General features: G+C 45.3%; 20 protein-coding genes. 11 read left to right on the top strand and 9 right to left on the bottom strand.

What is annotated here, in order from left to right; all coding sequences use genetic code 11:
- Positions 1-12: 12 nt before the first annotated feature.
- Positions 13-843, top strand: a complete 831-nt coding sequence (locus BQ9893_RS05825) for an N-acetylmuramoyl-L-alanine amidase-like domain-containing protein (RefSeq protein WP_075965434.1) — start codon at positions 13-15, stop codon at positions 841-843.
- 2 nt (positions 844-845) lie between these two features.
- On the opposite strand, the gene BQ9893_RS05820 is transcribed toward BQ9893_RS05825, so the two are convergent.
- Positions 846-3,023: a DUF5686 family protein gene (locus BQ9893_RS05820; protein ID WP_244155064.1), complete on the bottom strand. Its 2,178-nt coding sequence runs from the start codon at positions 3,021-3,023 to the stop codon at positions 846-848.
- A gap of 163 nt (positions 3,024-3,186) precedes the next feature.
- Here BQ9893_RS05820 and BQ9893_RS05815 point away from each other — a divergent pair, with 163 nt between their 5' ends.
- Positions 3,187-3,888, top strand: coding sequence for a Crp/Fnr family transcriptional regulator (locus tag BQ9893_RS05815; protein WP_075965138.1), 702 nt, complete (start codon positions 3,187-3,189; stop codon positions 3,886-3,888).
- A 63-nt stretch (positions 3,889-3,951) separates the two neighbouring features.
- On the opposite strand, the gene kdsA is transcribed toward BQ9893_RS05815, so the two are convergent.
- The 7 genes from kdsA to prmA form a co-directional block, all read right to left on the bottom strand.
- Entirely contained in the window at positions 3,952-4,761 is an 810-nt protein-coding gene (kdsA, locus tag BQ9893_RS05810) for a 3-deoxy-8-phosphooctulonate synthase (RefSeq protein ID WP_075965137.1), read from the bottom strand.
- Positions 4,762-4,991: 230 nt separating this feature from the next.
- Entirely contained in the window at positions 4,992-5,909 is a 918-nt protein-coding gene (miaA, locus tag BQ9893_RS05805) for a tRNA (adenosine(37)-N6)-dimethylallyltransferase MiaA (protein ID WP_075965136.1), read from the bottom strand.
- Positions 5,910-5,982: 73 nt separating this feature from the next.
- Entirely contained in the window at positions 5,983-6,993 is a 1,011-nt protein-coding gene (gap, locus tag BQ9893_RS05800) for a type I glyceraldehyde-3-phosphate dehydrogenase (protein WP_075965135.1), read from the bottom strand.
- A 184-nt stretch (positions 6,994-7,177) separates the two neighbouring features.
- The gene (locus BQ9893_RS05795) at positions 7,178-7,555 is read right to left on the bottom strand and encodes a hypothetical protein (protein WP_075965134.1); all 378 of its coding nucleotides are present in this window, start codon (positions 7,553-7,555) and stop codon (positions 7,178-7,180) included.
- Positions 7,512-7,922 (bottom strand): phage holin family protein, encoded by a 411-nt coding sequence (locus tag BQ9893_RS05790; RefSeq protein ID WP_075965133.1) that lies wholly within the window; start codon positions 7,920-7,922, stop codon positions 7,512-7,514. The genes BQ9893_RS05795 and BQ9893_RS05790 overlap by 44 nt, the downstream gene beginning before the upstream one ends.
- A gap of 6 nt (positions 7,923-7,928) precedes the next feature.
- Positions 7,929-8,150, bottom strand: coding sequence for a YtxH domain-containing protein (locus BQ9893_RS05785; RefSeq protein WP_005641080.1), 222 nt, complete (start codon positions 8,148-8,150; stop codon positions 7,929-7,931).
- A gap of 90 nt (positions 8,151-8,240) precedes the next feature.
- Positions 8,241-9,092 carry a 50S ribosomal protein L11 methyltransferase gene (gene prmA, locus BQ9893_RS05780; RefSeq protein ID WP_075965433.1) on the bottom strand — a complete coding sequence of 284 codons (852 nt, stop codon included), beginning with the start codon at positions 9,090-9,092 and terminating at the stop codon, positions 8,241-8,243.
- A gap of 386 nt (positions 9,093-9,478) precedes the next feature.
- Here prmA and BQ9893_RS05770 point away from each other — a divergent pair, with 386 nt between their 5' ends.
- From BQ9893_RS05770 to rpmA, 3 genes are all read left to right on the top strand, one after another.
- On the top strand, positions 9,479-12,214 hold the full coding sequence (locus tag BQ9893_RS05770; protein ID WP_075965131.1) for an alpha-L-rhamnosidase: 2,736 nt from the start codon (positions 9,479-9,481) through the stop codon (positions 12,212-12,214).
- Positions 12,215-12,344: 130 nt separating this feature from the next.
- Entirely contained in the window at positions 12,345-12,662 is a 318-nt protein-coding gene (rplU, locus tag BQ9893_RS05765; RefSeq protein WP_075965130.1) for a 50S ribosomal protein L21, read from the top strand.
- A gap of 22 nt (positions 12,663-12,684) precedes the next feature.
- Positions 12,685-12,951, top strand: coding sequence for a 50S ribosomal protein L27 (rpmA, locus tag BQ9893_RS05760; protein ID WP_005641071.1), 267 nt, complete (start codon positions 12,685-12,687; stop codon positions 12,949-12,951).
- Positions 12,952-13,031: 80 nt separating this feature from the next.
- Here rpmA and BQ9893_RS05755 read toward each other — a convergent pair whose 3' ends face one another.
- On the bottom strand, positions 13,032-13,901 hold the full coding sequence (locus BQ9893_RS05755; RefSeq protein ID WP_075965129.1) for a helix-turn-helix domain-containing protein: 870 nt from the start codon (positions 13,899-13,901) through the stop codon (positions 13,032-13,034).
- Positions 13,902-14,050: 149 nt separating this feature from the next.
- Here BQ9893_RS05755 and BQ9893_RS05750 point away from each other — a divergent pair, with 149 nt between their 5' ends.
- The 6 genes from BQ9893_RS05750 to BQ9893_RS05725 all read left to right on the top strand — a co-directional run bounded on the left by BQ9893_RS05750 (position 14,051) and on the right by BQ9893_RS05725 (position 26,279).
- A complete protein-coding gene (locus BQ9893_RS05750; protein WP_075965128.1) occupies positions 14,051-17,374 on the top strand; it encodes an SUMF1/EgtB/PvdO family nonheme iron enzyme in 3,324 nt (1,107 codons plus the stop codon).
- Between the two features lie 2 nt (positions 17,375-17,376).
- Positions 17,377-18,306, top strand: a complete 930-nt coding sequence (locus tag BQ9893_RS05745) for a beta-propeller domain-containing protein (protein WP_244155063.1) — start codon at positions 17,377-17,379, stop codon at positions 18,304-18,306.
- A gap of 51 nt (positions 18,307-18,357) precedes the next feature.
- Entirely contained in the window at positions 18,358-18,906 is a 549-nt protein-coding gene (locus BQ9893_RS05740) for a C40 family peptidase (protein ID WP_075965127.1), read from the top strand.
- Between the two features lie 98 nt (positions 18,907-19,004).
- Positions 19,005-20,279, top strand: coding sequence for a serine--tRNA ligase (gene serS / locus BQ9893_RS05735; RefSeq protein ID WP_075965126.1), 1,275 nt, complete (start codon positions 19,005-19,007; stop codon positions 20,277-20,279).
- Positions 20,280-21,064: 785 nt separating this feature from the next.
- Positions 21,065-24,265 carry a SusC/RagA family TonB-linked outer membrane protein gene (locus BQ9893_RS05730; RefSeq protein WP_244155062.1) on the top strand — a complete coding sequence of 1,067 codons (3,201 nt, stop codon included), beginning with the start codon at positions 21,065-21,067 and terminating at the stop codon, positions 24,263-24,265.
- Between the two features lie 19 nt (positions 24,266-24,284).
- Positions 24,285-26,279, top strand: a complete 1,995-nt coding sequence (locus BQ9893_RS05725) for a RagB/SusD family nutrient uptake outer membrane protein (protein WP_075965124.1) — start codon at positions 24,285-24,287, stop codon at positions 26,277-26,279.

Here is a 26,279-nt window from a genome sequence, read left to right as displayed (position 1 = left end):
TTGAATCAAGAAATGAAACGAACACTATTTTATTTATTCTTTTTAGCCTTTCTCTCCTTGTCCGGGAAAGCCCAGGAGGATAAGGACATTTACGAACGTTATTGTGCCGCAATGAAAGAGGAAGCGGCTTTGCCTACAGGTGACCTGATGGTGGAGACCGCCCGTTTCTTCTTGGAAACTCCTTATGTGGCAGGGACATTGGAGGATGTTCCCGAAAGACTGGTGGTCAACCTGCGTGGTCTGGATTGTATGACTTTGGTAGAGAATACGACCGCTTTGGTCTGGTCTGTCAAACATCGCCTCACATTTGACGGGTATGCTTCAGTCTTGAAAGAGATGCGTTACCGGAATTCCGGCAATGCGACACTCGATTATACGGATCGTCTTCATTATACGGCCGACTGGATATATGAAAACGAAAAGAAAGGTTATCTGAAGGATGTCACGAAAGAGATCGGGGGGCGGCCGCTTCAGCTCGACCTGTCCTTTATGTCCACACACCCCGATAGCTACAAGCAGTTGAAAGGCAATCCGGAACGTATCGCGATAATGGCGGCGAAGGAAAAGGAAATCAGCGCCCGTCCGCACTATTATATCCCGCAGGATGAAATCAATGCGCATGCCGGTCAAATCAGGAATGGCGATATCGTTTGTTTTGTCACGACGGTGAAAGGGCTGGATATCTCACACGTCGGCATTATCTGCCGGGAAGGAGATAAACTTACTTTTATCCATGCCTCGACCACCCAAAAGCGAGTGATCGTGAACGAAGACCCCTTGCAGGAGTATGTGCAAGGCATCAAGCGCAACTGCGGTATTCGGATTGTCCGTCCACAGTTTTGAACCTATTGGAAGAGTTCGAATGCAAACTTGAATCCGATCCCGTCATATTTTAATTTGTCGAACCCGACGAAAGCGGCTACGTTGAAGATATGGTTACCGAAACCGTATCCGATTTCCGTGTAGCTGGGTTTGACCGGCATCCATAACTGGCTGAGGTAAAAACGTTCGGAGATGACATGTTTGGTGGCCTCCGGTTTGAATAGTTGGAAAAGCATGAACGGGCTTTCGTACATGACATGTGTCTGGACATATTTGTCGGAAGCATTGAACCACACGTTTCTTAGCTGGTGGAAGACGCCCCCGAAATCATCCCCTCCCCATGATTCGGGAAAGTTGTGGCGTGTGAAATACCGGTAGTCGGCAAAGTAGGTTGACTTTTGGGCCGTATAGAATCCTCCACTGATATGGTAGTTGAACCGGCGCGACAAACCCAGATAAATGCTCTGGTGGATATCGGCTTCCACACGTCCGTAATTGCCGCTGCTTTTCCATACGCCTGGTATGGCCCGCCCGAATTCGATGGAGACGGTCGGATAGTAGGAGTAGAGATATTCTTTCCGGTAACCGTCCATCCAGTAGTATTGTCTGGGGGTGTAGGAAAAACCGATTGTAGGGATAAAATCGTGATAGTTTTCGTTGATGATCTCCGTAACGCCGTTTCCTAAACTTATGGTGCTTTTTCGGGTGGGCATGCGACGGTGATAGGAAATTCCGGCCGTCATTTGGAAACCGTTGAACAGTTCGATCCGGTTCTTGAGTTCTATATAATAGTGCTTGAAGTATTCCTGGTCCAGGTCCTTGAAATTGAAGGCGGAGTCTTTCAGCTGTTCGTTGATTTCGTTCATGATCCTGGATGAATATCCCTGGTTGGTGTTTCCGAGGCTAAGGCTCAAGGCACCTTGTTTTTCCGGGAGATATTCCCAGTCTCCCTCGAACTTGAAGAAAAATTCTTTCCGTTTAAATACGAAACCGACTTCCGGTCGGAAACGCAACTGGCGGTCCTTATTGAAAGTCTTGCTGAAACGGAGTTGTTGCCTGTAGGTGATACCGTTCCGCCCGGAATAGCCCAACTGGAAAGGATTCAGGATACCGGAGTATTTCAGACGAGTTGTTTTGTAATCCAGGTTGATGGTGTTGGTCAGGCGTTCTGTTATTTTCAGGTATTTCTGAATGTTGCTTGTGTCGCCGGCTTGAGTTGTCCTGATGATTGTCTTTTCATATTTTTTTTCTTCTTCCTGCGTCAGTGGAATGTCCCGTTTTTTCTTCCAGTAGCTGCTGTCGCTGAGGATCGGGATCGTATCGGAAGACAGTTGGTAATATCCGGTCAGGTCGAGAGAGTGGTGTTTTTTATCCTCATAGTCTTCTTCAACCCATTCAACGGCTTCGTATTTGAATGACGTATGATAGTAACTGGCGATGGCATTTCCCAGCACATGGTACCGGAGAAAGAGGTCTGCCTTTTGCGGCAGGATGAAATGGCGGTAATCCCGTCCGAATGTCATGACCAGGTTAAATTCGGCAAAGGAAAAACGTCCGTTTACGTCGATCTTGTCGATGTGCCAGTCTTTGTCGGTGATGTACAGATCTCCGCAAATGAGCTTTTGGCTCCATAGCTTGGGCATGAAACGTATCTTATAGATTTTCAGGTTGTCGGTTATTTCGATGCTTTCCAGGTTGAAGTTGTAGTATTTGAATGCTTCATGGGCTACCGGCATGATGATTCCTTCGTTGTAGATGGTTGGCGAATAGACATTCAGATTCAGGAACGTCAAGACTTCCTGCTGCTTTGTACCGTTGGGGATGCTGTTCCCGTTTATCGCTTCGAAGCTGTGCAAGTAGTTGTTCGGAGTGTTGAATTTGGAGTGGCTGACCATCTCGAAGATCATATCCTTGTTCTTTCGGTCTACCGGGAAAAGATGGTGGGCGAAACGCATCAAGAAATTTTGTTTGAGGATTTCCGCCTTGCCTTTGATATATATTTCCGCTTCGTACCGCGAAACGATTGTCTTGTATTTGTCGGCATGTTTGATCACCTTCTTCATAATAGAATCCCCTTGCTGGGAGGATGCTGTTTTAGGAGACCGGCCCAACAATAAAAGATTTCCATAACTACCGTCAGGGTTAGCTAAGGCATTTACTGCGATAAAAAGCAGAATGATTATTTTAAAATGCTTTTTCAACAAATTATCATCTCTTTCTTTACAAACGTAACGAATAAAATCGAAATTCCGGGTGAAAGAGAGTAAAAATGTTCTGATTTTATTAATTTATCATATTAAACTTATTCACCTTTTAAAAGAAAAGTATTACATTTGTGCTTCATAAGTATGTTATATAGCAGTCGTGGTTAAACAACAAAAAGAAGAGGTCGATCTATCGGCCAGTTTGGCAGAAGTGTGGAGAGTCCTGACCGAAAAAGAGCGGGATGTTCTCCGTAATAATTCGACGATCCAGCATTTCAAACGTAACGAGTTGATATATTGCGAGGGCGACGAACCGAGAGACATGATGTGCTTATTAAAAGGCAAGGTTAAAATCTTTAAAGAAGGTGTTGGCGGACGAAGCCAGATCATTCGGATGATTAAACCGGTGCAATACTTTGGCTACCGGGCAAACTTTGCTCAGGAAAATTACTTGACGAATGCTTCCGCTTTTGAAGCTTCGACGGTATGCCTGATTCCGATGACTGTTGTTACGGATCTTTTAATGGGCAATGCGAACCTTGCCATGTTCTTTATCCGCCAGCTTTCTCTTGATTTGGGAATTGCTGACGAGCGAACAGTCAACCTTACTCAGAAACATATCCGGGGTCGTTTGGCAGAATCCTTGTTATTCCTGAAAGACAGTTACGGTTTGGAGGAAGATGGGGCGACATTAAGTATTTATCTTTCTCGCGAAGATTTAGCCAATCTTTCAAACATGACGACGTCTAATGCAATCCGTACATTGTCTACATTTGTTGCTGAGCACATTATCGCAATCGATGGTCGAAAGATCAAACTGATAGACGAAGACAAGCTCAAGAAAATAAGCAAGATGGGGTGATATAATTGACAATTGACAATTTTTTGTTTCGCACTTTAATTGTCAATTGTCAATTCTCAATGGTCAATAACCCCTGACCGCTTCCCGTATCCTCACCAACTTAATTAGCAGTCCTTCCAATAAGTCGAGTTGCAGCATATTCGCACCGTCGGATTTGGCTTTGGAGGGTTCCGGATGGGTTTCGATGAATAGTCCGTCAACACCAACGGCAATGGCTGCTTTGGCTATCGTCTCGATCAGAGCAGGGAGTCCGCCTGTCACGCCTGAAGTTTGGTTGGGTTGTTGCAGAGAGTGGGTCGCATCCATGATAACGGGATAGCCGAACTGCTGCATTTGAGGAATGCCCCGATAATCGACAACCAGATCCGTATAGCCGAAAGTTGTGCCCCTTTCCGTAATCATGATGTTTTCATTTCCTGCATCGGCCACTTTTTGTGTGGCAAATTGCATGGCTCCCGGTGAGAGGAACTGTCCCTTTTTGATATTGACAATCTTTCCCGTCTTGGCAGCAGCGACCAACAAGTCTGTTTGCCGGCAGAGGAAAGCCGGGATTTGCAGGACATCCACATACTCGGCAGCCATTGCCGCTTCAGCCGTTTCATGAATATCGGTTACGGTCGGGATGCCGAACGTTTCGCCTACCTTACGGAGAATTTTCAGCGCTTTCTCATCACCTATGCCAGTGAAGGAATCCAGCCGCGAGCGGTTGGCTTTCCGGTATGATCCTTTGAATACATACGGGATATTCAGTTTATTCGTGATGCCGACAGCTTTCTCTGCAATACGCAGTGCCATATCTTCTCCTTCTATTACGCAGGGACCTGCCATCAGAAAGAAATTATCTTTATTCTTTAAATCATTAACTGTTATCATAGCAATGTATATAAATTGTTTTGTTTCAAAATTCAACAGGTTTGATTTGTAAATACTGATTTATCTAAAACATGGATGACATGGTTATGCAAAATGATTGTCGTTTCGTAGGGGCAGGGCTCTGCTCTGCCCATGGCTTGATTACATGGGCGGAGTAGAACCCCGCCCCTACGGATCGCCATTATTTTTATTATATACCGATAAATCACCATTTAAAGGTTCAAATATCTCTATAAATTCAGTAACTCCAATGCCATCTCTATCTTTTCTTCTGTCGGCAATGTCGCATCTATCCAATGGATGGTGCTTCCCCGGCGTTCCATGCCCCTGAACCAGGTCATTTGTCGTTTGGCAAACTGGTGTATGGCGATTTCCAGTTGGGAAACCATTTCCTCATAAGACAGTTTGCCGATTATATATAAAGTAAGATATTTATATTCCAGCCCGTAGTAGATAAGATCTTCCGGCTTGACTCCCGAATCTATGAGCTTCCGCACCTCGTCCACCATTCCTTCATCCAGGCGGTCACGCAGGCGGCGGGAAATCTTTTCGCGGCGTAGCTCCCGGTCTATGTCGATGCCGATGATCAGGCTGTCAACCGGATCATATTCATTGGCATCCGGCGCTTCGTTTTTATAATATTCTTCTATTTCGATTGCCCGGATGGCCCGTTGGGCGGTATCCACATCTGTCTTGTTATGGAGGACCTTGTAGCCGGCAAGTATCTGTTCCAGTTCGGGAAGCGACTTGTCTTTCAAGGACTCTCGCAACTCAGGGTTCTGGGGTACATCCAAAAGCTTATATCCTTTCAGGACGGCTTCTATGTACATGCCCGTACCACCGCATAAAATCGGCAGTTTCCCTGTTTTCCGGATTGCTTCATAAGCCCGGAAGAAATCATGCTGATATTCGAATACGTTATATTTATATCCCGGATCGCAGATGTCGATCAGATGGTAAGGAATCGCTTTCCCGTTTACCGTATAGTCTGCCAGGTCCTTTCCGGTCCCGATATCCATCGAACGGTAGATTTGTCTGGAGTCGGCGCTGATGATCTCCGTGTCCAGCCGGGCGGCAAGTGCTGCGGCAAATGTGGTTTTGCCGGAAGCAGTCGGCCCTAAAACAGTGATAAGTTGATAGGCATCCATAGTGATGCAAAGATATACAAAAAAAGCCGCACCTCGAAAGATGCGGCTTTCAAACTATGTAATCTTGTTTTGATTAGCAGTTTACAGATGCCATGTGAGCGATCAGGTCGAGAACCTTGTTAGAATAACCGATTTCGTTATCATACCAAGAAACAACCTTTACGAATGTATCTGTCAGAGCGATACCAGCTTTAGCATCGAAGATAGAAGTACGAGTGTCACCCAAGAAGTCAGAAGAAACAACTGCATCTTCAGTGTAACCCAGTACGCCTTTCAGTTCGCCTTCAGAAGCTTCCTTCATAGCAGCGCAGATTTCAGCGTAAGTAGCCGGTTTAGCCAAGTTAACTGTCAAGTCAACAACAGAAACGTCCAAAGTCGGAACACGCATTGACATACCAGTCAATTTGCCGTTCAGTTCAGGAATAACTTTACCTACAGCCTTAGCAGCACCTGTAGAAGAAGGGATGATGTTGCCGGAAGCAGCACGGCCACCTCTCCAGTCCTTCATAGACGGACCGTCAACAGTCTTCTGAGTTGCAGTTGTAGAGTGAACAGTTGTCATCAAACCGTCTGTGATACCCCATTTGTCGTTCAGAACCTTAGCGATAGGAGCCAAACAGTTAGTAGTACAAGAAGCGTTAGAAACGAACTGAGTACCTTTAACATATGTTTTTTCGTTTACACCGCAAACGAACATAGGAGTTGCATCCTTAGAAGGAGCAGACATAACTACATATTTAGCACCAGCTTCGATATGAGCCTGAGCCTTTTCCTGAGTCAGGAACAAACCAGTAGATTCTACTACGTATTCAGCACCTACTGCATCCCACTTCAAATCAGCCGGGTTGCGTTCTGCTGTTACGCGGATTTCTTTACCGTTTACGATCAGCTTGCTGTTTTCAACGTCAGCTTCGATAGTTCCGTCGAACTGACCGTGCATTGTGTCGTATTTCAGCATGTATGCCAAGTAATCAACCGGGCAAAGGTCGTTAATACCTACGATCTGAATATCGCTTCTCTTCTGAGCAGCACGGAAAACGAAACGTCCGATACGGCCGAAACCGTTAATACCTACTTTAATCATTGTAATAAAACTTTTATGGGTTTATTAAAAATATTACTTATCTCCAATTTAACTTAAAACAGTTGCAAGGAAAATACATTCGCCACACTCTGTTTTTAACGACTGCAAATTTAGTCATTTTTTTTATTGTACGGGAATTAGATCAAGAAAAATATGCTCTCTAACATAAATTAATTGTTGGGGCTTATTTCTTTTTCTTAAAAAGTTTCTTTATTATCCACGCTTGGACTTTTTGGATGCCCCATGCGGTCAATAGTGGACGTGCAACTTCCCAAGCAACGGGCAATAATCCTTGTGCCACAGAAAGATAGTCGGCAAGGCCCAGCGACATGGATGGAACATCCGATACCTGCGCCGGCTGGCTGTTTTCCGTCTCTTTGGATTTGGCTTTTGTGTTAGGAAGCAAGAGGGTGGAGAGGCCTGACAGCAACAAAGTCCCGGCGTTCTCCTGTATGTAAGAGAAATCGGCATTCAATTTCTGTTCCTGTACCATGCATTCCTGTTGGATGCGGCGACGCTCAGAAATCAGTTTCTCCAGAGGTGTCTGTTGCGGATTGTCCATTGTCCGTCGTATTTGTTTTATCATCATTTGTTGTCAATGCGGAGATCACAACGTTTAATACTTTATTGCTGATTCTGTCTTTGTTCATGACAATAAGGCCGATCAGCAGCAGATAGAGCACGGCTACGACGCCGAATCCCGAACTAACCGAACCGAACAGTTCCCCCAGGAAAAATCCTAAAGCGAGGAAAATGAACAGAATCGCAAAGAAAGCCAGAAATAATAAAATAACACCATACGAGAGAACGGCAATGACCTTTCCCGTTCTCTCGTATGTGTTTAATTTTAGGAGTTCGAGCTTCAACTCCACGTAAGCTGAAAGATCTTTTTTCAGTTCACGGAAGATTTCACCTGAGTTTTTCTCCATACAAAATTATTCGGCTACGATTTCTTCTGTCGTTTTTGCAATTTCAGCTTTTCCTTCTTTATATTTGGCAAGAGCAGAATTGAAGCCTTCTTTTACTTTTCCGACTACACCATTCAATTCTTCCAGTAGTTGTTCTCTTTTATCTGTTGCTGCCAGATAACCGACTGCGGCGCCAACGGCTGCACCAACTACTAATCCCAGTAATAATTTAGAATCTACGTTTTTCATAACTTTTTCTTTTTATAATGTTGCTACTAAGATAACGAATATACTTGAATGATAGTTTATTTGGACCTTAACTTTTAGGGTTATTTAATGTTATTGCTTCAGGACTTTCACTGCGGCCCAATTATTCTTCTCCGTGTGCGACAACAATGCCAATCCGTTGCGTTTGCATTCTTCTTCGATGGCAGGAATGTCTTGCACATAAAAACCGCTCATGTAAAGGATGGCTCCGGGTTTCATGCATTCGTTGTAATGGCGGATGTCGTTCAGCAGGATATTCCGGTTGATATTGGCGAACACGAAGTCGAACTTCCCGAAGGCCGGGATCTGTTCAGCTCCTCCGAGGGCGATTTGGATATCGTTCGTATTGTTGAGGCGGATGTTTTCGAGTGCATTGTTGTAAGCCCATTCGTCGATGTCGATGCCCACCACGCGTCCGGCTCCTTTCATGCGGGCGAGTATGGCCAGTACGGCTGTCCCGCACCCCATGTCGAGCAGCTCCTTACCGGTAAGGTCCAGTTTGAGCATCTCGCTGATCATCAGAAATGTTGTCTCATGGTTGCCGGTCCCGAACGCCATCTTCGGGTCGATGATGATGTCATAGGTGTAGCCCGGTTCGTATTCGTGAAAGGAAGCGCGGATGATGCAGTCCTTGCCGATGCGGATCGGCTTGAAATAGTTCTTTTCCCATTCTTCGTTCCAGTCCTTGCTTTCCACCAGTGTCTCGGTAAAATGGATTTCCACGTTTTCCAACGGAAATTCGGCAAGTTTGTCCTGCAATCCTTTTACATTATATAATTGGTCGGAAATGTACCCTTGCAACCCGTTTTCGTTTTCGGTAAAACTTTCGAAACCGATCTCTCCCAGTTCGGCAGCCAGAACGTCATTGATAATGCCGGTCTCGACCGGGGAGGTGTATGTGAATGTAAGTTCGTAATAATTCATATTGATCTCTTTTTTATTCATTAATTACAGGCAAAAGTACTTAAATTGCTTTAGGAATGCAACCTGATGTATTCTCGATTTGATGTAAGTGTAATTTGTTTTCTGCCTTGTCGTGTATGTTTTCTGCGTTGTCGTATATATTCTTGTCCTTGTCGTGTATGTTCTCGACAATGCCAAAAACAGATTACACTTGCATAGAATTGAAAACGGACCGGGACCGAGCCGGTTCTCCCTTTCGATCGGTCTTGTAAATGGTAGCAAGGCCGCTTGATTCTCTTTTTATCAAAATCATAAGATATAAAATCATTTTTAGAAATGGAGTTTATGGGAAAAAACATTTTCTTTGAGAACAAAGTCATGCTATTAACAGATTAAATCGCAACGATATGAAAAAGATAGTTCTATTGTTTCTGGCCGCTTTGGCCTTGGGATGGGCGGGATGTTCGTCCGATTCGACCGTCAAAGTGAAGAACCTCCGGTTGGAGATGAAAGAAAATCCATTGGGAATCAATGTGGTGCAACCTCGTTTTTCTTGGCAGCTCGCTTCCGGCAAGCCGAATTTGAAGCAGGCAGCCTATCAGATACAGGTGGCAGCTTCTCCTGGACAATTGGAATCCGGTGACGATCTTTTGTGGGATTCGGGTGTTGTCCGTTCGGATGAGTCAATCTTGGTCCCGTACGGCGGTAAGCCTTTGGAATCTGGAAAGCCTTACTATTGGCGTGTGAAATTGACGACTAACCAGGGTGATACTCCTTGGAGCGATGCCGGCAGCTGGTCGATGGCTTTGCTCGATGATTCGGAATGGAAAGCAACTTGGATTGGTGAAGATTCCCTCTCTAATCCGGGCGAAGAGCTCGGTGTGGCAGGAGGAAACAACAAGACACGTTTGGCGGCCCGTTATCTGCGAAAAGAGTTTACGGCGGATAAGGCGGTGAAAAGAGCCGTCCTCTATGTCTCCGGCCTCGGCTCGTATGAAGCCTACCTGAACGGAAAGAAAGTGAGCGAGGATGTGTTTGCCCCGATGCCGTCCCTGTATGATGAACGTATATATTATAATGTATATGATGTGACGGCTTTGGTGGCTCCGGACAAGAACACGTTGGGCGTGGTTTTGGGAAACGGACGTTTCTTCTCGATGCGTAATCCGGGGATGAAGACATTCGGTTTGCCCCGTTTGCTTGCGCAGCTTCAGATCGAATATGCAGACGGGTCGCAGGCGACGGTTGCCAGCGATGCGTCTTGGAAAATCACCTCGAAAGGCCCGATCGTCGCCAATAACGAGTTTGATGGCGAAGAATATGATGCCCGCCTCGAAATGGAAGGTTGGAATACGAATGGCTTCGACGACGGCGCATGGAAGACACCCGATGTGATGGAAGCTCCAGCCGGAAAGCTGACCGCACAGCAGAACCCGAATCTCCGCGTACAGGAAACATTGAAACCGGTTGCCATTTTTGAACGTCCCGATGGAAAGTATATCCTGGACATGGGGCAGAACATGGTCGGTTGGCTCTCTGTCGACTTGAAAGGGGAGAAAGACAAACCTGTGTCGATGAAGTTCGCCGAACTGTTACAGAAAGACGGTTCGCTCTATCTGGCAAACTTGCGGACCGCACAGGTGACAGATATCTATACACCGGCGAAAGACGGCGATTTCAGTTGGCAGCCTCGTTTCGTTTATCATGGTTTCCGTTTTGTGGAAGTTTCTGGGCTCGATTATAAACCGGAGTTGTCTGCGTTTACCGGGCATGTGATTTATGACGAGATGGCGACAACCGGACGTTTTGAAACATCCAACCCGCTGGTCGATCGGATCCATAAGAACGCGTATTGGGGGATCCGGGGAAATTATCGCGGAATGCCGACCGACTGCCCGCAGCGTGACGAACGTCTCGGCTGGTTGGGCGACCGTGCGACGGGAGCTTACGGGGAAGCCTTTATTTTTAATAATGCCCAGCTGTATAACAAGTGGTTGCAAGATATCGAGGATTCCATGAGCCCAGAAGGAAGCATCTCGGATGTCTCTCCGAATTACTGGGTGATCTACGCCGACGACGTGACCTGGCCGTCCGCATTCTTCAATGTTGCCGACATGCTGTATCGCCAGTTTGGCGACGACAGTGCGATCCGTGCCCATTATCCGGCCATGAAACGCTGGATGGAACACATGGAAGAGACGACCATGAAGGATTATATCATGACGAAAGACCAGTATGGCGACTGGTGTATGCCTCCCGAATCGCAGGAGCTGATCCATTCCAAAGATCCTTCCCGCAAGACGGACGGCGCTATTCTCAGCACGACGGTCTATTATGATTTGTTGAATAAGATGATCGGTTTTGCCCGTATCTGCGGACAGGATGCCGATATCCCCGGCTACGAATCCTTGGCGGCAAAAATGAAAGCGGCCTATAATGCCCGGTTCTTTAATGAAGAAACGGCGGAATATGGCAATAACACGGTTACGGCTAACATTCTCTCTTTGCGTCTCGGACTTGTGCCGGAAGGATATGAAGAAAAAGTTTTCAATAATATCGTGAAAAAGACAGAGGGAGATTTTAACGGGCATGTCAGTACCGGAGTCTTGGGAATCCAGCATCTGATGCGCGGGCTGACCGAGTACGGGCGTGTCGATATGGCCTACAAGATACTGACGAACGAGACTTATCCGAGTTGGGGGTATATGATTAAGAACGGTGCGACAACCATCTGGGAACTTTGGAACGGCGATACGGCTGATCCGGCCATGAACTCCGCCAACCATGTGATGTTGCTCGGCGACTTGCTGATCTGGTACTACGAAAACCTGGCCGGCATCAAATGTGCTCCCGATGCAGTCGGTTTCAAGAAGCTGGTGATGGCGCCTGTTTTCCCCGATGGCCTTGACGAGGTTTCCGCCTCTTACGGTTCGGTGTACGGGGAGATCAAGAGCGCATGGACCAAGAAGGATGGTAACTTTGGCTGGGACATCACGTTGCCGGGCAATACGTCGGCTATCGTCCGGATTCCGAAGAAATATAACGTGACGGTCGGTAAGCAGCCGGGTGTGCTCAGAGTTTCGGCAACGGAAGAATATATGGAAATCGAGATTGGTTCGGGAAGCTACCATTTTGGAAAATAGTTTCGAAAAGATTTGGATGATACGTCAAGAAACCGTAATTTTGCGCTCTGAATTCTGCAGGAGGTAAACAAGTGATGCTTAGAAGTGTATCCACCTCCGGGACATAACCTGTTTAAATATAAAAAGACAGATGTACGTAATCGTAGAAATTAACGGACAGCAGTTCAAGGCTGAAGAAGGAAAGAAGTTGTTCGTTCATCACATTCAGAACGCAGAAAGCGGTGCTGTTGTGGAATTTGAAAAAGTATTGTTGGTTGACAACAATGGCGAAGTTAAAGTAGGCGTTCCTACCGTAGAAGGCGCAAAGGTAGTATGCGAAGTACTGTCTCCGCTGGTAAAAGGTGAAAAAGTGCTGATCTTCCACAAGAAGAGAAGAAAAGGTTATCGTAAACTGAACGGTCACCGTCAGCAGTTCACTGAAGTGAGTGTAAAAGAAATTGTTGCTTAACGTTTAAAGGAGAAAAGAAGAAATGGCACATAAGAAAGGTGTGGGTAGTTCTAAGAACGGCCGTGAATCACAAAGTAAGAGATTAGGTGTTAAGCTTTTCGGTGGCGAAGTTGCTAAAGCAGGCAACATCATCGTTCGCCAGAGAGGAACAGTTCATCATCCGGGTGAAAACGTAGGTATCGGTAAAGACCATACGTTGTATGCTTTGGTTGATGGCGTAGTAACTTTCCGTAGAGGCAAAGAAAACCGTTCTTTCGTTTCTGTAAAAAAAGTTGTAGCAGAAGCATAAGAAAGAGTTTCTAAGATAACAAAAGCGGTATATCCGAAAGGGTATACCGCTTTTTTGGTTGATAGCAGAGCGTGTTTCTTTTAAATCGTATCCCGATATTCACGTGGGGAATGATTGGTCTGTTTGGAAAACAGTTTGGAGAATTGGGAAAGGTTGGAAATGCCGACTGTCTCTGCAATCTCCTTGATGCTGAGGCGGGAAGTCAAAAGCAGAGTCTGGGCGCGTTCGATCCGTTTGGCCTGGATGTATTGGCAGGGCCCCATGCCTATAACCCGCCGGAAAATGCGCGAAAAATGGTCAGCGCTGATGCACATCAATTCAGCCAGGTCGCTCACGAGGATGCTTTGTTGCAGATGATTGTCGATATAATTGAGGGCGAGATTGAGCCGTTCATACTGATTGCGGGATTCCGGCTCCAGAAACTTCGTTTCCCCCAAGAAACGTGAGAAGAGCTGCAAAAGGATACCGTTGCTCTCGATCTCGGTAGCGAGGTCATAGTTGGAGCGGCTTTGGTTGACAGTGTAAAGGTTGTCCTTGTTGTCGTATGTTTTGGGGTTCGGATTGCGGATGGCGCAGTCGGGGTTCAGTTCGAGAAAACGCAACATAAGCATCCGGTCTATCTCCTTGGCCGGAAGCTGATAGCGGATAGTCGTGTTTTCAAACAGGCTTCTACCTCCGATCAGTTGGTCGAAAAAGCAGATGTAATAATGATTCATAAAGTTGTCGCATTCGTATGTGTGGAACGTGAACTTTGGGATAATGAACAATTCGCCGGCTGATAATTCATACTTTTTCTTGTTCATGTAAACAGCCGCTTTTCCTTCGTTTATTAAATACAGGCGAGAGAAAGGGCTGATGATGTTTTCATAACACCATTCCTTTCCGGCACGATGGTAACCGGCATATATCATTTGGAGCGATAGCGTATTTCGGTTATTAAGTATCTTCATATTAGCAGACTAATAGATAATATATGAGGCAAAGATAAAAGGTTTCCAGGAGAATATATCGGATTTTGCAAAGTATTGTACATATATTGTTAACTTTAGGGGAAGTGAAACCTTTATCTTTGCAGCTAATCATCTGAAAATTTAAAACCATGAAACGTATTAATCTGATCGTTTGTTTACTGGCGACAGGAATAATGACCTCCTTTGCCGCAGCACAAGGGCTGGATATGCGCCTGCAACATTATCAGGCGAAGAAATTCCAGGCGGCCGTCCGTTCTCTGCAAACCCGGTATAAAGCGGATTTTCAACCCGGAACCGACTGGGAGAAAGCGTTACAAGAACTTGAAGAAAACCGTTCCCGGCTGATTGAAGGAATTCGTAAAGGCGATAAGAAAGCGATACGGCAGGCTGAAGACATCTTGCGCGAACTGGATGCCACTTTGCTTGCCAATCCGTTGATCCGCGACAAACAAGTGGTTGCCGTCCGTCGGACATTGGGTGACAAGGCTCGGACTGCCATAGGAGGAGCGCTTGGCGTTGCTCCTGATAATTTCCATAACAACTTTGCCATTCCTCATCCGGCGGAGGGTTGGAATAATGAATTTGTCTCTTTCCGGATTAAGCCGGGGCATATCGAACAGAAAACGATATACAAACCTCAGAAAGGCACGATTATTGCCGATCCGGAACCTCATTTCGATGGTGATCGCATGATGTATTCGTCGATTGGCACGAATAATCGTTGGCATCTTTTCGAACTTAACCTGAAAGACGGTACGTCACGCCAGTTGACACCGGAAGCATATCGTGATTTTGATTCTTTCGAAGGATGTTATGCGCCTGACGGCAGCTACATATTCTGTTCGACCGGGACATTCCTCGGTCTGCCTTGCACCGATGGAGGCAGCAACATGAGCGGACTGTTCCGTTATGATCCTTCGACCGGCAAAACCCGGCAGTTGACATACGATCAAGATAGCAATTGGGGACCTGTGGTGATGGAAAACGGCATGATCCTGTATCAACGCTGGGAATATGCCGATCTGCCACATGCCAATTCGCGTATTACTTTCACGATGAATCCGGACGGTACGAACCAGCGTGCTTATTACGGTTCCAACTCCTATTTCCCTACTTCTTATTTCGATGCACGTCCTATTCCGGGACGGCCTTCGGCAATGGTCGGGATTGTGACCGGGCATCACAGCACGCCTCGCAGCGGTCGCCTCGTGATTATAGATGTCAATAAGGGACGCCGTGAAGCCGAGGGGGTAGTGGCCGAAATCCCTTATTCCGGACGTAAAGTGCTGCCCGAAGTCCGGGATCGTCAGGCTGATGGATGTTGGCCTCGTTTCCTGCAGCCCTGGCCGTTGAGCGATACCTATTTTCTTGTTGCCATGAAAGCGTCTCCCAAATCGCTTTGGGGGCTTTATCTGGTGGATAGTTTCGATAATATGACCTTGATCCGCGAAGATGAGGGAGTGGCCTATCTGGAACCGGTTTTGGTGGAGAAGCGGGCTACGCCGCCTGTAATCCCCAATCAGGTGAAACCCGAACTTACGACCGGGACGGTTTTCCTGCAAGATGTATATGCTGGTGACGGGTTGAAAGGAATTCCCCGGGGCACGGTAAAGAAGTTGCGCGTCGGCACATACGATTTCAGCCCTTGGCGTCAAGGTGGCCTTTTAGGAACGATCGGCATGGATGGACCTTGGGATATAAAACGGATTATCGGCGAAGTGGATGTCGAAGATGATGGTTCTGCCATCTTCCAGGTTCCTGCCAATACGCCGGTCTTTATCCAGCCGCTTGATGCCGAAGGTAAAGCATTGCAGATCATGCGGAGTTGGTTTACGGCCATGCCGGGCGAGGTCCTTTCTTGTATCGGTTGTCACGAAGACCGGAGCATGGTTGCCATTCCCCGCAAAGTGAAAGCGTTCGGGAAAGTGCCGCAAAAGATACAGGAGTGGCAAGGCAAAGAGCGCGGTTTCAGTTATCGCCATGAAGTCCAACCGGTACTTGATCGTTATTGTGTGGGTTGCCATAGCCGTGAAGACAATAGCCGTCCTTATCTGAAAGGGGATAAATGGATCACCGACTGGACATCTCAGATATCGGGCCGTGCTTCCACTGAGTACGGAGGGCATTTCACCCGTTCGTATGCCGATCTGCACCGCTATGTGCGCCGTCCGGGAATCGAGAGCGATATGCATATGCTTACTCCGATGGATGTACATGCCGACCAGACCGAACTGATGCAGCTCCTTGCTAAAGGACATTATAATGTGAAGCTCGACTCGGCTTCTATGCTCCGTCTTGCTTGCTGGATCGATTTCAACGCTCCTTTCCATGGACGCCGGAAGGATATCTCGACTTACGACAGGACGGAAAACAGCCGCCGGCTTCGCGAACTCTATCGTGAGATGTTCGGTGCGCCGGCACACGACATGGAGTGGCTGCCCGAATTGCCGACCGGGATAGCCTACGAAAAGCCTGACCGCCCGATGGTAAATGTCGGCGATACGGTTCTCAAAGGCTGGCCGCTTTATGATCCGGAGACTAAACCATATGTCGCTTGGGAAGAATCGCAAAATCGCCAGATCGCACTTGGCAATTTTCAGATGACGATCGAAATAGCCGATGGCGTGGAACTTCGGATGATCAAAGTGCCGGCTGGTAGCTTTATTATGGGAAGTACGCGTCAGCCGGACGAAATGCCGCAAACAGCCGTTACCATCGACAAACCTTTCTGGATCGGGCAGTTCGAAATCACAAACCGGCAATTCCGTGTTTTCGATCCGGCACATGACAGCCGCGACGAACATCGCCACGGTTACCAGTTCGGACGCCGAGGCTATTCGTTGAACGACGATAATCAACCAGCCGTACGCCTTTCCTGGCAACAGGCGATGGATTTTTGTCACTGGCTTTCAGGAAAGACCGGACTTCAATTCACCCTCCCTGACGAAGCACAGTGGGAATGGGCATGCCGTGCAGGCAGCAGCACGCCTTTTTGGTTTGGCGGACAGGACGCAGACTTTTCTCCTTATGCCAATATGGGGGATATCAAGTTGAAAGAATTTGCCGCTTGTACGGCTTATAAGTTCTATGAAAGTGCCCGGATTATAGAAAATCCCAATAAGTATGACGATTGGATTCCGCGCGATACGACTTACAATGACGGAGGGTTTGTTTCCGAACCGGTCGGGCGTTACATCCGTAATCCTTGGGAGTTGTTCGATATGCACGGAAACGTATGGGAGTGGACACGTTCTGCTTATAAACCTTATCCTTACCGGGCGGATGACGGGCGGAATGACCCGGCGACGGTTCCGGGTGTGAAACGGGTCGTTCGCGGTGGTTCCTGGTATGACCGTCCTTTCCGCAATACCTCCTCTTTCCGTCTGCCTTATCGGGATTATCAGAAAGTATATAATGTGGGATTCCGCGTTGTGATGATGGAAAATGAATGAATATGATACGATTTTCAAACCAAATACTCATGTCTGTCCTTCTTTCCTGCCTGATTACCTGTACGGTACAGGCAGGAAAACCGGAGGATTCTTCTTTTTCTTTCCGGAAAAAATATAAAGGTGAAAAGTTTTTGCTTGCCGGCTGCGGCTGGGATAAGGTGGCTGTTGTCGATAGGCGGACTTGCCGTTTCGAATGGGTGCATACGATTGGCAAAGGGGAAGACTGTAACGACGTGGAAGTCACTCGTGAACGGAATATCCTTTACGCCTATACCGCCGGTGCACGGCTTATCACACCGGAACAACGCGTTATCTGGGACTATAAGGTCGACCGGAACGAAGAACTTTTTACGGCTACACAGCTGTCTGACGGAGGTTACCTGCTTGCTATTTGCGGGCATCCGGCAAGGATAGTCGAGTTGGACAAAGAAGGATATCCTGTCAAGGAGATTCGTTTTGAAACGGGTATTAAAACTGTACATGACCAGTTTCGCCAGATTGAGAAAACGAAGCGAAACACGTATCTGATCCCTCTTTTCGGTTCCGGTGAATTGATTGAGATGAACGTCTCCGGGCAGATTATAAACCGAGTGGAGGTGGGTGGTGCTCCTTTTTCTGTCAAGCAATTGAAAAGAGGCAAGCGTTTGTTGGTCGGATGTGGCGATGGGCATCGTTGGGTTGAAATAGATACCAAAACATGGAAAATCGAACGTTCGGTTACGTCTGACGATTTGGAAGGCCTGTCTCTTCTGTTTGTCGCCGAGTTATCCCGTTATGGCGACGGGACGACGCTGCTCTGTAACTGGAACGGGCATAGCAAGGATAAATCCCAGCCGAAACTTGTGGAAATAGATCGCAACAACCGGATCGTTTGGCAACTTGACGACAAAGGCTCGATTCGTAATATTTCGGCAGTCTGGCGCTTACCTTAAAAAAGAGAGATGGCGATTATCGGGGAATGATTTTTTGTTATCTTTGCCATCATGACGCGTAGAAATTTTATCACATCTTATTATATCGGAATCCTGTTGCTTTTGATCCTGACGCTTACGTCTTGCGGCAGCAAGAAGCAGCAGGTTGCCTTGCCGGCAGATTTCAAAGGGCCGAAGGAACTCTCCCGGCTCTACGGTGTCCGTCTGACTTCGGACGATAATATATATCTGTATAATGAAGGGGCCAGATGGCTTGGTGTCCCTCACCGGCTGGGAGGATTAACAAAAAAAGGAGTGGACTGCTCCGGTTTTGTGGCGATCGTATTCCGTGAAGTATATGGAAAACAATTGGCTCGTTCGTCGGCCGATATGCTGAAACATAATTGCAAGAAAATCAGTCGTGCCGATTTGAGAGAAGGCGACCTTGTGTTTTTCCGGACGGGCAGGGGAAAGAAGAATGTGCCCAATCATGTCGGTATCTATCTGAAAAACGGAAAGTTCATCCATACCAGCACTTCGAACGGCGTGATCGTCAGCAGCCTAAGCGAACCTTATTATGTCCGGTCGTGGCTTGCAGGCGGACGGGTGAGGAATTTATGATTTATGATTTATGCGTCGATGATAAATCATAAATCATAAATCATAAATCATAAATCTTGATTATCTTTGCAACTCAAATAAAAAAACATCATTGAAGTATGTTGACACTTAAAGTAATTACGGAAGAAACAGACCGGGTGATCCGTGGTCTGGAAAAGAAACACTTTAAAGGTGCACGGGAAAGCATAGCAAAAGTGATCGAACTGAACGATAAAAGACGTGGTGCGCAAAATCAATTAGATAAAAACCTGGCAGAGGTGAACCAGGCTTCGAAGGCCATCGGCATGCTGATGAAAGAAGGTAAAAAAGAAGAAGCCGAGATCGCTAAGCAACGTGTTGCCGAGATCAAGGAAGCCAACAAGACTCTCCAGGCAGAAATGGATCAGGCAGCCGAAGATATGCAGAACCTGCTCTATACAATCCCGAACGTCCCTTACGAAGAAGTGCCCGAAGGTGTGGGTGCTGACGATAATAAGGTTGAAAAGATGGGCGGTATGGAGACGGAACTGCCGAAAGACGCACTGCCTCATTGGGAGTTGGCAAAGAAATATGACCTGATCGATTTCGACCTGGGCGTGAAGATCACAGGTGCCGGTTTCCCGGTTTACAAAGGACAGGGTGCGCAGTTGCAGCGTGCGCTGATAAACTTCTTCCTGGATGAAGCCCGCAAATCCGGTTATACGGAAGTCATGCCGCCGACAGTCGTGAATGCAGCTTCCGGTTATGGTACAGGCCAGTTGCCCGATAAAGAAGGACAGATGTATCATTGCGAAGTGGATGACCTTTATCTGATCCCGACAGCCGAAGTTCCGGTCACCAATATCTATCGTGATGTTATCCTCGATGAAAAGCAGTTGCCGATCAAGAATTGTGCCTATACGCAGTGTTTCCGTCGCGAAGCCGGCTCTTATGGAAAAGATGTACGCGGACTGAACCGCCTGCATGAATTCTCCAAAGTGGAATTGGTTCGTATCGACAAACCGGAACATTCCAAACAGTCTCATCAGGAAATGCTGGACCATGTCGAAGGGTTGCTCCAGAAACTGGAACTTCCTTATCGTATCTTGCGCCTTTGTGGTGGTGATATGAGTTTCACGGCAGCTATCTGCTTCGACTTCGAAGTTTATTCGGAAGCCCAGAAACGTTGGTTGGAAGTAAGTTCGGTTTCAAACTTCGACAATTACCAGGCAAACCGTCTGAAATGCCGTTACCGTGACGAAAACAAAAAGACACAGCTCTGCCACACGCTGAATGGAAGCGCATTGGCTTTGCCGCGTATCGTAGCCGCCTTGCTCGAAAACAACCAAACCCCCGAAGGTATCCGCATCCCCAAAGCGTTGGTTCCGTATACGGGATTTGATATGATTAAGTAAATAAGATATTATAATCAAGAGCAATTCATTTGCTCTGAAGAAAAACGGGATAAAAGTAAAAATACTTTTATCCCGTTTTTCTTTTAGTTAAATTCCTATTGCTATCTAATAGGATTATGATCGAGAAGCATACCGGAAAAATGCAGGGTGATATATCTATGCTCGGATTGTTTAGGGGCTAAGAGGCCAATTGTTGGTGTTGATTTGTTGATATTTGTTTATTCTTTACTTGTAAATGTTAAAATAAACTTGCGTTTAATTAGTTCCATAAGAACTACGATATAAAATTTGTGACAAATATACAATAACGCTTTGATAAAAAGCGAAAAAACATTCTGTTTTTTATAAATTAACAAATCTACTCTTGAAAATACGCTGATTTAGTTAATTGGTGTGAATAAAAAACCACAGTTCTTATGGAACTAATTAAACAAATATTGATATGACAACGGAAAAAATAAAAATTCATGGCAATATAGGAAATTTAACTTTTTATGAGGATATGTGAATGTGAATGTATTTACGGTTGCAACGTAATATCCCGAAATATAATAAATTAATGATACGGGTGAAAAGAAAATAAAATGTTTTGGAAGACATGAATAACATTGCTTATGATGCATGAACTGCGTAGTTTGTGATATATAATCAGTTTTGTTTATTATGAAAAAACACAATTTATACCTATTTCTAATTAATATCAAACTAAATTAATTATGTTGAAAAACTTCAATCCAATTGGTTTAATGCTACTTGCCGGTGCATTTTGTTCGTCAGAGAACATAATGGCAGACATAGTTCCCATTAAACCAAACGTAAACATTTCCCAGCAAAATGGGAAGGTGACGGTTTTTGTTGTGGATGATTTCGGTCCTGTAACCGGAGCATCTGTAGTTGTAAAAGGTACAACTAATGGTAATATCACCGACTTAGACGGTAGAGTTGTATTAGAAGATGTCAAGAATGGAGCTACGATTCAAATTTCTTTTGTCGGTTACACAACTCAAGAGGTCAAGTACACAGGAACTTCTAACTTGAACGTCAAACTTCAGGAAGATTCACAGGCCTTAGACGAAGTTGTGGTGACTGGTTTTAGTGGCGTTCAGAAAACCAAAACACTGACTGCGGCAGCCGTAAACGTCAAAATCGAATCAATAGCCAAATTACCGGTAACTTCTCCCAGTGACGGATTAGGTGGTCGTGTATCAGGTATTATCTCACAAGCACGGTCGGGAGCCCCAGGTGAAACATCCAAAATTTGGATTCGTGGTGGTAGCCAAATACTGTATGTAATTGACGATGTGGTAATGGAAACCAGCCAAGGTGAAGTCTTCTTCAACCGTTTACGTCCGGATGACATTGCTTCTATGAGTATTCTGAAGGATGCGTCAGCTACAGCTGTATACGGTCCGCGTGCAAAAGACGGTGTTGTGGTGGTGACTACCAAAAAAGGACAAGATGGCATGCTGGAAATATCGGTAAGCCAAAAAATGACCATAATGACGCCGTCTTATAAGTTCAAGCCTATGAGTACTTGGGACTACGTGAATAAAAAGAACGAATTGTATGCAGCAAGCATGGCTGAAAGCCCGGCATACAACGCAACGGAAATGTCCAAATACTACATGGCTCACCTCTCTTCTCAAGGATATGGCCGTCAGGAAATCACCGACATGGTTAACCAAAAATACGGTTTAGGGTTTACACAGAATGAAATCGCCGACTATTTCAATCCATTTAAAACACAAGGTGGGGACATTGAAAACTATTATGGCGACTATGACCCATGGGATTGGTTCGACCATGTTCAACCCATGTCACAAACAAACTTGAGCGTAAGAGGCGGTAGCGAAAGAGTTAGATATTATTCGAGTTTGGGATATATGAACCAATCTGGTATCAGTGATTCTTACAACTATGAACAGTATAACGCCATTGTCAATACGGATGCTTATCTTTTGAAGGATAAAAGTTTAAGATTTACATTGAATTTGAATGGAGTGATGGCTAAAAATAAAAAACCGTATGGCGGTGATAATATTTTTAATAACATCTTGATTGAAGACAATGAAGCGAACAATATTCCTCGAAACTGGACAACAGGATTGGAAAGATCCAATAGCTTGGATGCCCGCTTACGAACAGGTTTCAATAATACAGATGACTATCGTTTGCAAAGTAACATCGGTTTAAAATGGAGTTTACCGTGGGTAGAAGGATTATCTGTTAGTACAAGTGTCAACTTCAACTACAGCAATTCCATGAATAAGACATTCGAATATCCGCAAATAGGCGTATACAGTGCTCCGTATTCAACTCAGGAAAACAGCTATAACCCCAATAATGCCAAATTGTCTCAGACTTGGAATAATTATTCGTTGACAACCGGTATTGTCCAAGCCGACTATGTCCGTTCGTTTGGCAAACACAACTTGAGTGCGATGCTCAACTATACCAGTCAAAAGAGAAGGACTAATTCGACAATGGCTAAAAAATATGGTTATCCGGCTATTTATAATACGCAGATAAACGGAGGATCGACCATGGACTCAATGAGCGGGGACGAAGGGCTATGGGGGTCAGCTTCTTTGGTTGGTCGTCTCACTTATGATTACGACAGCAAATATATGTTACAATTGAGTGCCAACTATAACGGATCGTTGTGCTACCACCCGGATAAACGTTGGGGATTCTTCTACGCTGCATCAGCAGGGTGGATGCTTACGGAGGAAACATTCATCAAAGACATTCTGAACACTGATTTGATCAACTCATTCAAGATACGTGTCGGCTATGGTATTGTGGGTAACGAATTGTCCCAACCATTCAGCTATATGAACCAATATGGCCTGACTAATACGATTCTGTTAGGAGAAAACATGGGGGCAAATTCAGCTTGGACAGAAACCAATGTATCCAGCAATCTGACATGGGGCGAGTCACAGCAAATTAGTGGAGGTGTTGATTTCAGTTTTTTGAAAGACCGTTTGTCCGGATCATTCGATACCTACCTGTACTTGGATAAGGGTGATGAAATAGATATGAATCCGGAGCTGACTTATACCCCGATCTTAGGTTTGCCTAATACGCCGAAAATGAATGCTCCATACGTGACAACTCATAAAGGCGGTGTGGAATTTTCTTTAAATTGGAACGACCGTATCGGCGACTTCACTTATAGGCTTGGTGCAAACTATACGCATTGGGAAGAAGTAACAGTAAGACATGCTGATAAAAGTACCGATTATTACTATGCCAACCTGAATGATTTGGGGGTAAATGCTCATGCGGAAACCTATAGAACTTCATGGCAGACAAATGGTATTTTCACTTCTTACGATGATATGTATAACTCCTATTTGCATTTTAAACGCAACCACACGATCGGTACGTTCCGTATGGATGACCGTAACGGCGATGGTGTGTTAGGTATTGCCGACTATGCATATAATGAAGGTGGAGGTACGACGCCCCAAACATTGTATGGTGTCACATTGGGTATGGGATGGAAAGATTTTAGTTTTGAAGTCTTTTTCCAAGGAGCGACCAGTGTCTCCGGTGATGTGACATCTCCGGCTCGTTCGCAACAGGATTATTACTGGAAATATGGTAAATATTTATTCCAAGAATCTTATACGCCAAGCAATCCTATTGCCAATAAACTTCCATTGCCGACAAATTCCAGCTACGGATGGGGGTATAATTATGTCGATGTATGGGCATACGATGCTTCATATCTGAAATTGAAGAACATCAGTGTCAGCTATGATTTGAAACGTCGGGTTCTTAAAAAAGTAGATTACATCAAAGGGTTAAGCGTAAACTTCATTGCCAACAATGTTTGTACATGGGTGAAGAAAAGCAACCCGTTCCATAACATGACAGATCCTGAATATTTGCCCGCTAACTCTATTTGGGGAGGTAACAAATTGGGAAGCTATCCGACTCAACGTTCATTCACATTGAGTGCAACATTAACATTGTAATACATTAGAAAAGAATAAGATGAAGAAATTAAATATATTAGCCTTATGCGCTGCGGTTAGTCTTTCTGGTTGTGATCCGTTAGGAATAGAACCGACTAACAAAATTGGCGAAGAACAATTTTGGTCAAATGCTCAATTGACGCGCACATTGGTCAATCAGTTTTATTTGTGGAGTCCGGCAGGTGCAAATATTGCATTTCAATCGGAACAATGGTCCGACAATGCTTGCGGTAATATTGACCGCGACCAGAATACGTTTCGCCAGTATAGCTTCAATTATAGGGAATATGATGAACTCAACAGCGTCACCGGTCTAATCGGAGCCCCATGGGATGCCGGTTATAAAAAAATCCGTCAGGCGAACTTGGCTATCGAACGTATACCGGAAGTTCCCAATATGACCGATTCGGAACGCGCTCAACTGTTGGCGGAAAGCTATGCTTTCCGTGGATTATTCTATGCCGACATGGAAAGATTCTGGGGGGTCATGCCGATCATAACAAGAACAATGACTATTTTCGATGAGACCATGCTGCCACAAAACAGTCGCGAAGAGGTCTTTGATCAAATTTTGTCTGATTATGACAAAGCATTGGAATATTTTAAGCAGACAACCGTTACGCCTACTTTGGGATTGATAAACGAGCAGGCTGTACAAGTGTTAAAATCGCGTTCTGCATTAGCTGCTGCTTGTGCTGCCGAAGCGTCAGTAAAAGGCCTTTACGATAGGCTATCGGGATCAACGGAAAGTAAGGCTCTTTATAGATTCTCAAAAAATGCGGACCATTATTATCAACTGGCTTATGACGCTGCAAAATCAGTGATTGGCAAATATCAACTGGATCCGGATTATAGTAATCTGTTCAATACTTCTACCGGACATCAATCGGTAGAAGCCATTTGGCCGGTCATGTTTAACGAAGCAAATAGATCTGGGTTCAGTCCGATGAAGTATTCACATCCGGAAGGACGTATGTATGGTGCGACTACTAATTTCTCTCCTGATTGGGGAGGGGATCGTGGCGGTTCATACCCTACGCAGGAATTGGTTGATTGTTACTATCAGAGAGATAAAGCTACAGGTAAATGGATGCAATGGTGGAAAACAACTCAAGCAAAAGAAATGGGTGTAACTCTAAATGAAAATGGAGAATTGGCCGCTGAAAGCGAAAATTACCTACAAATGTATACTGACCGTGATAAACGTTTCTATGCCACGATCATTTATGACAGTAGTTATTTCGCTAATAGAAATGAACATCGGTATTTGGTTCGTACATGGATCGACTTATCGGTACCGACCCGTTCGGAAAGATATAGTGCGCTTCATACAGAATTCAGGAATTCTGAAAAGTTAGCGATTACAGGACGTGCACAATCGACTGTAACAAGCTATTATCCGACGAAATATACGGTAGGGCGTTTTAATGAAGACGGAACGGTTAATTACACTCAATCTGCGCTTTCTTATTTTCAAGTCCGTTATGCTGAAGCATTGTTAAACTATGCAGAAGCAGCCTATAAGTTGGGTGGAAGAGAAAACGAAGTACGTGATGCTGTTGACCAAATTCGTAATCGCGCAGGCTTGGATAGTTTTGACGAATCGGTGGTTGGTCACAATCTGTGGGAAGAATACAAATTACAACGTCGTATCGAATTTGCATTCGAAATTCCTGGATTCCGTTATTTCGACTTGCTGAGATGGGGCGAATCGGAAGGTAAAACAACCATTGAAGAGTTAAACCAATCGTCTAAGGGCATGTTCATTTTTCGTAAAGGAATTGAAAGTTCAGAAGTAGAAGAAAACGGATATTTGGCCTCTAAAGATGACCCCCAATATTTCACGCCTCATTTTGATATCCGCCAAATTACATCTCTGAGTGGAAATGTGGTTTACTATGAACGTAAATTTAATGATGCCGTATACTATAAATTACCTTTTGCTCGCACAACATTGGATGTAAATGGCAATTTTGTTCAAAACCCAGGGTGGGAAAACAGAAGTTATCAATAA

The organism is Parabacteroides massiliensis, from assembly GCF_900155425.1.
Lineage (GTDB): Bacteria > Bacteroidota > Bacteroidia > Bacteroidales > Tannerellaceae > Parabacteroides > Parabacteroides massiliensis.
This window is presented reverse-complemented; position numbering and strand designations above follow the sequence as displayed.

Bases quoted from the DNA above. Each gene is read 5' to 3' on its own strand.
- kdsA (WP_075965137.1), bottom strand. From the start codon at position 4,761: ATGATAACAGTTAATGATTTAAAGAATAAAGATAATTTCTTTCTGATG.
- BQ9893_RS05750 (WP_075965128.1), top strand. From the start codon at position 14,051: ATGAAACGTATTAATCTGATCGTTTGTTTACTGGCGACAGGAATAATG.
- serS (WP_075965126.1), top strand. From the start codon at position 19,005: ATGTTGACACTTAAAGTAATTACGGAAGAAACAGACCGGGTGATCCGT.
- BQ9893_RS05795 (WP_075965134.1), bottom strand. From the start codon at position 7,555: ATGGACAATCCGCAACAGACACCTCTGGAGAAACTGATTTCTGAGCGT.
- miaA (WP_075965136.1), bottom strand. From the start codon at position 5,909: ATGGATGCCTATCAACTTATCACTGTTTTAGGGCCGACTGCTTCCGGC.
- BQ9893_RS05785 (WP_005641080.1), bottom strand. From the start codon at position 8,150: ATGAAAAACGTAGATTCTAAATTATTACTGGGATTAGTAGTTGGTGCA.
- gap (WP_075965135.1), bottom strand. From the start codon at position 6,993: ATGATTAAAGTAGGTATTAACGGTTTCGGCCGTATCGGACGTTTCGTT.
- BQ9893_RS05730 (WP_244155062.1), top strand. From the start codon at position 21,065: ATGGCAGACATAGTTCCCATTAAACCAAACGTAAACATTTCCCAGCAA.
- BQ9893_RS05740 (WP_075965127.1), top strand. From the start codon at position 18,358: ATGACGCGTAGAAATTTTATCACATCTTATTATATCGGAATCCTGTTG.
- BQ9893_RS05725 (WP_075965124.1), top strand. From the start codon at position 24,285: ATGAAGAAATTAAATATATTAGCCTTATGCGCTGCGGTTAGTCTTTCT.
- rplU (WP_075965130.1), top strand. From the start codon at position 12,345: ATGTACGTAATCGTAGAAATTAACGGACAGCAGTTCAAGGCTGAAGAA.
- prmA (WP_075965433.1), bottom strand. From the start codon at position 9,092: ATGAATTATTACGAACTTACATTCACATACACCTCCCCGGTCGAGACC.
- BQ9893_RS05745 (WP_244155063.1), top strand. From the start codon at position 17,377: ATGATACGATTTTCAAACCAAATACTCATGTCTGTCCTTCTTTCCTGC.
- BQ9893_RS05770 (WP_075965131.1), top strand. From the start codon at position 9,479: ATGAAAAAGATAGTTCTATTGTTTCTGGCCGCTTTGGCCTTGGGATGG.
- BQ9893_RS05790 (WP_075965133.1), bottom strand. From the start codon at position 7,922: ATGGAGAAAAACTCAGGTGAAATCTTCCGTGAACTGAAAAAAGATCTT.
- BQ9893_RS05755 (WP_075965129.1), bottom strand. From the start codon at position 13,901: ATGAAGATACTTAATAACCGAAATACGCTATCGCTCCAAATGATATAT.
- rpmA (WP_005641071.1), top strand. From the start codon at position 12,685: ATGGCACATAAGAAAGGTGTGGGTAGTTCTAAGAACGGCCGTGAATCA.
- BQ9893_RS05825 (WP_075965434.1), top strand. From the start codon at position 13: ATGAAACGAACACTATTTTATTTATTCTTTTTAGCCTTTCTCTCCTTG.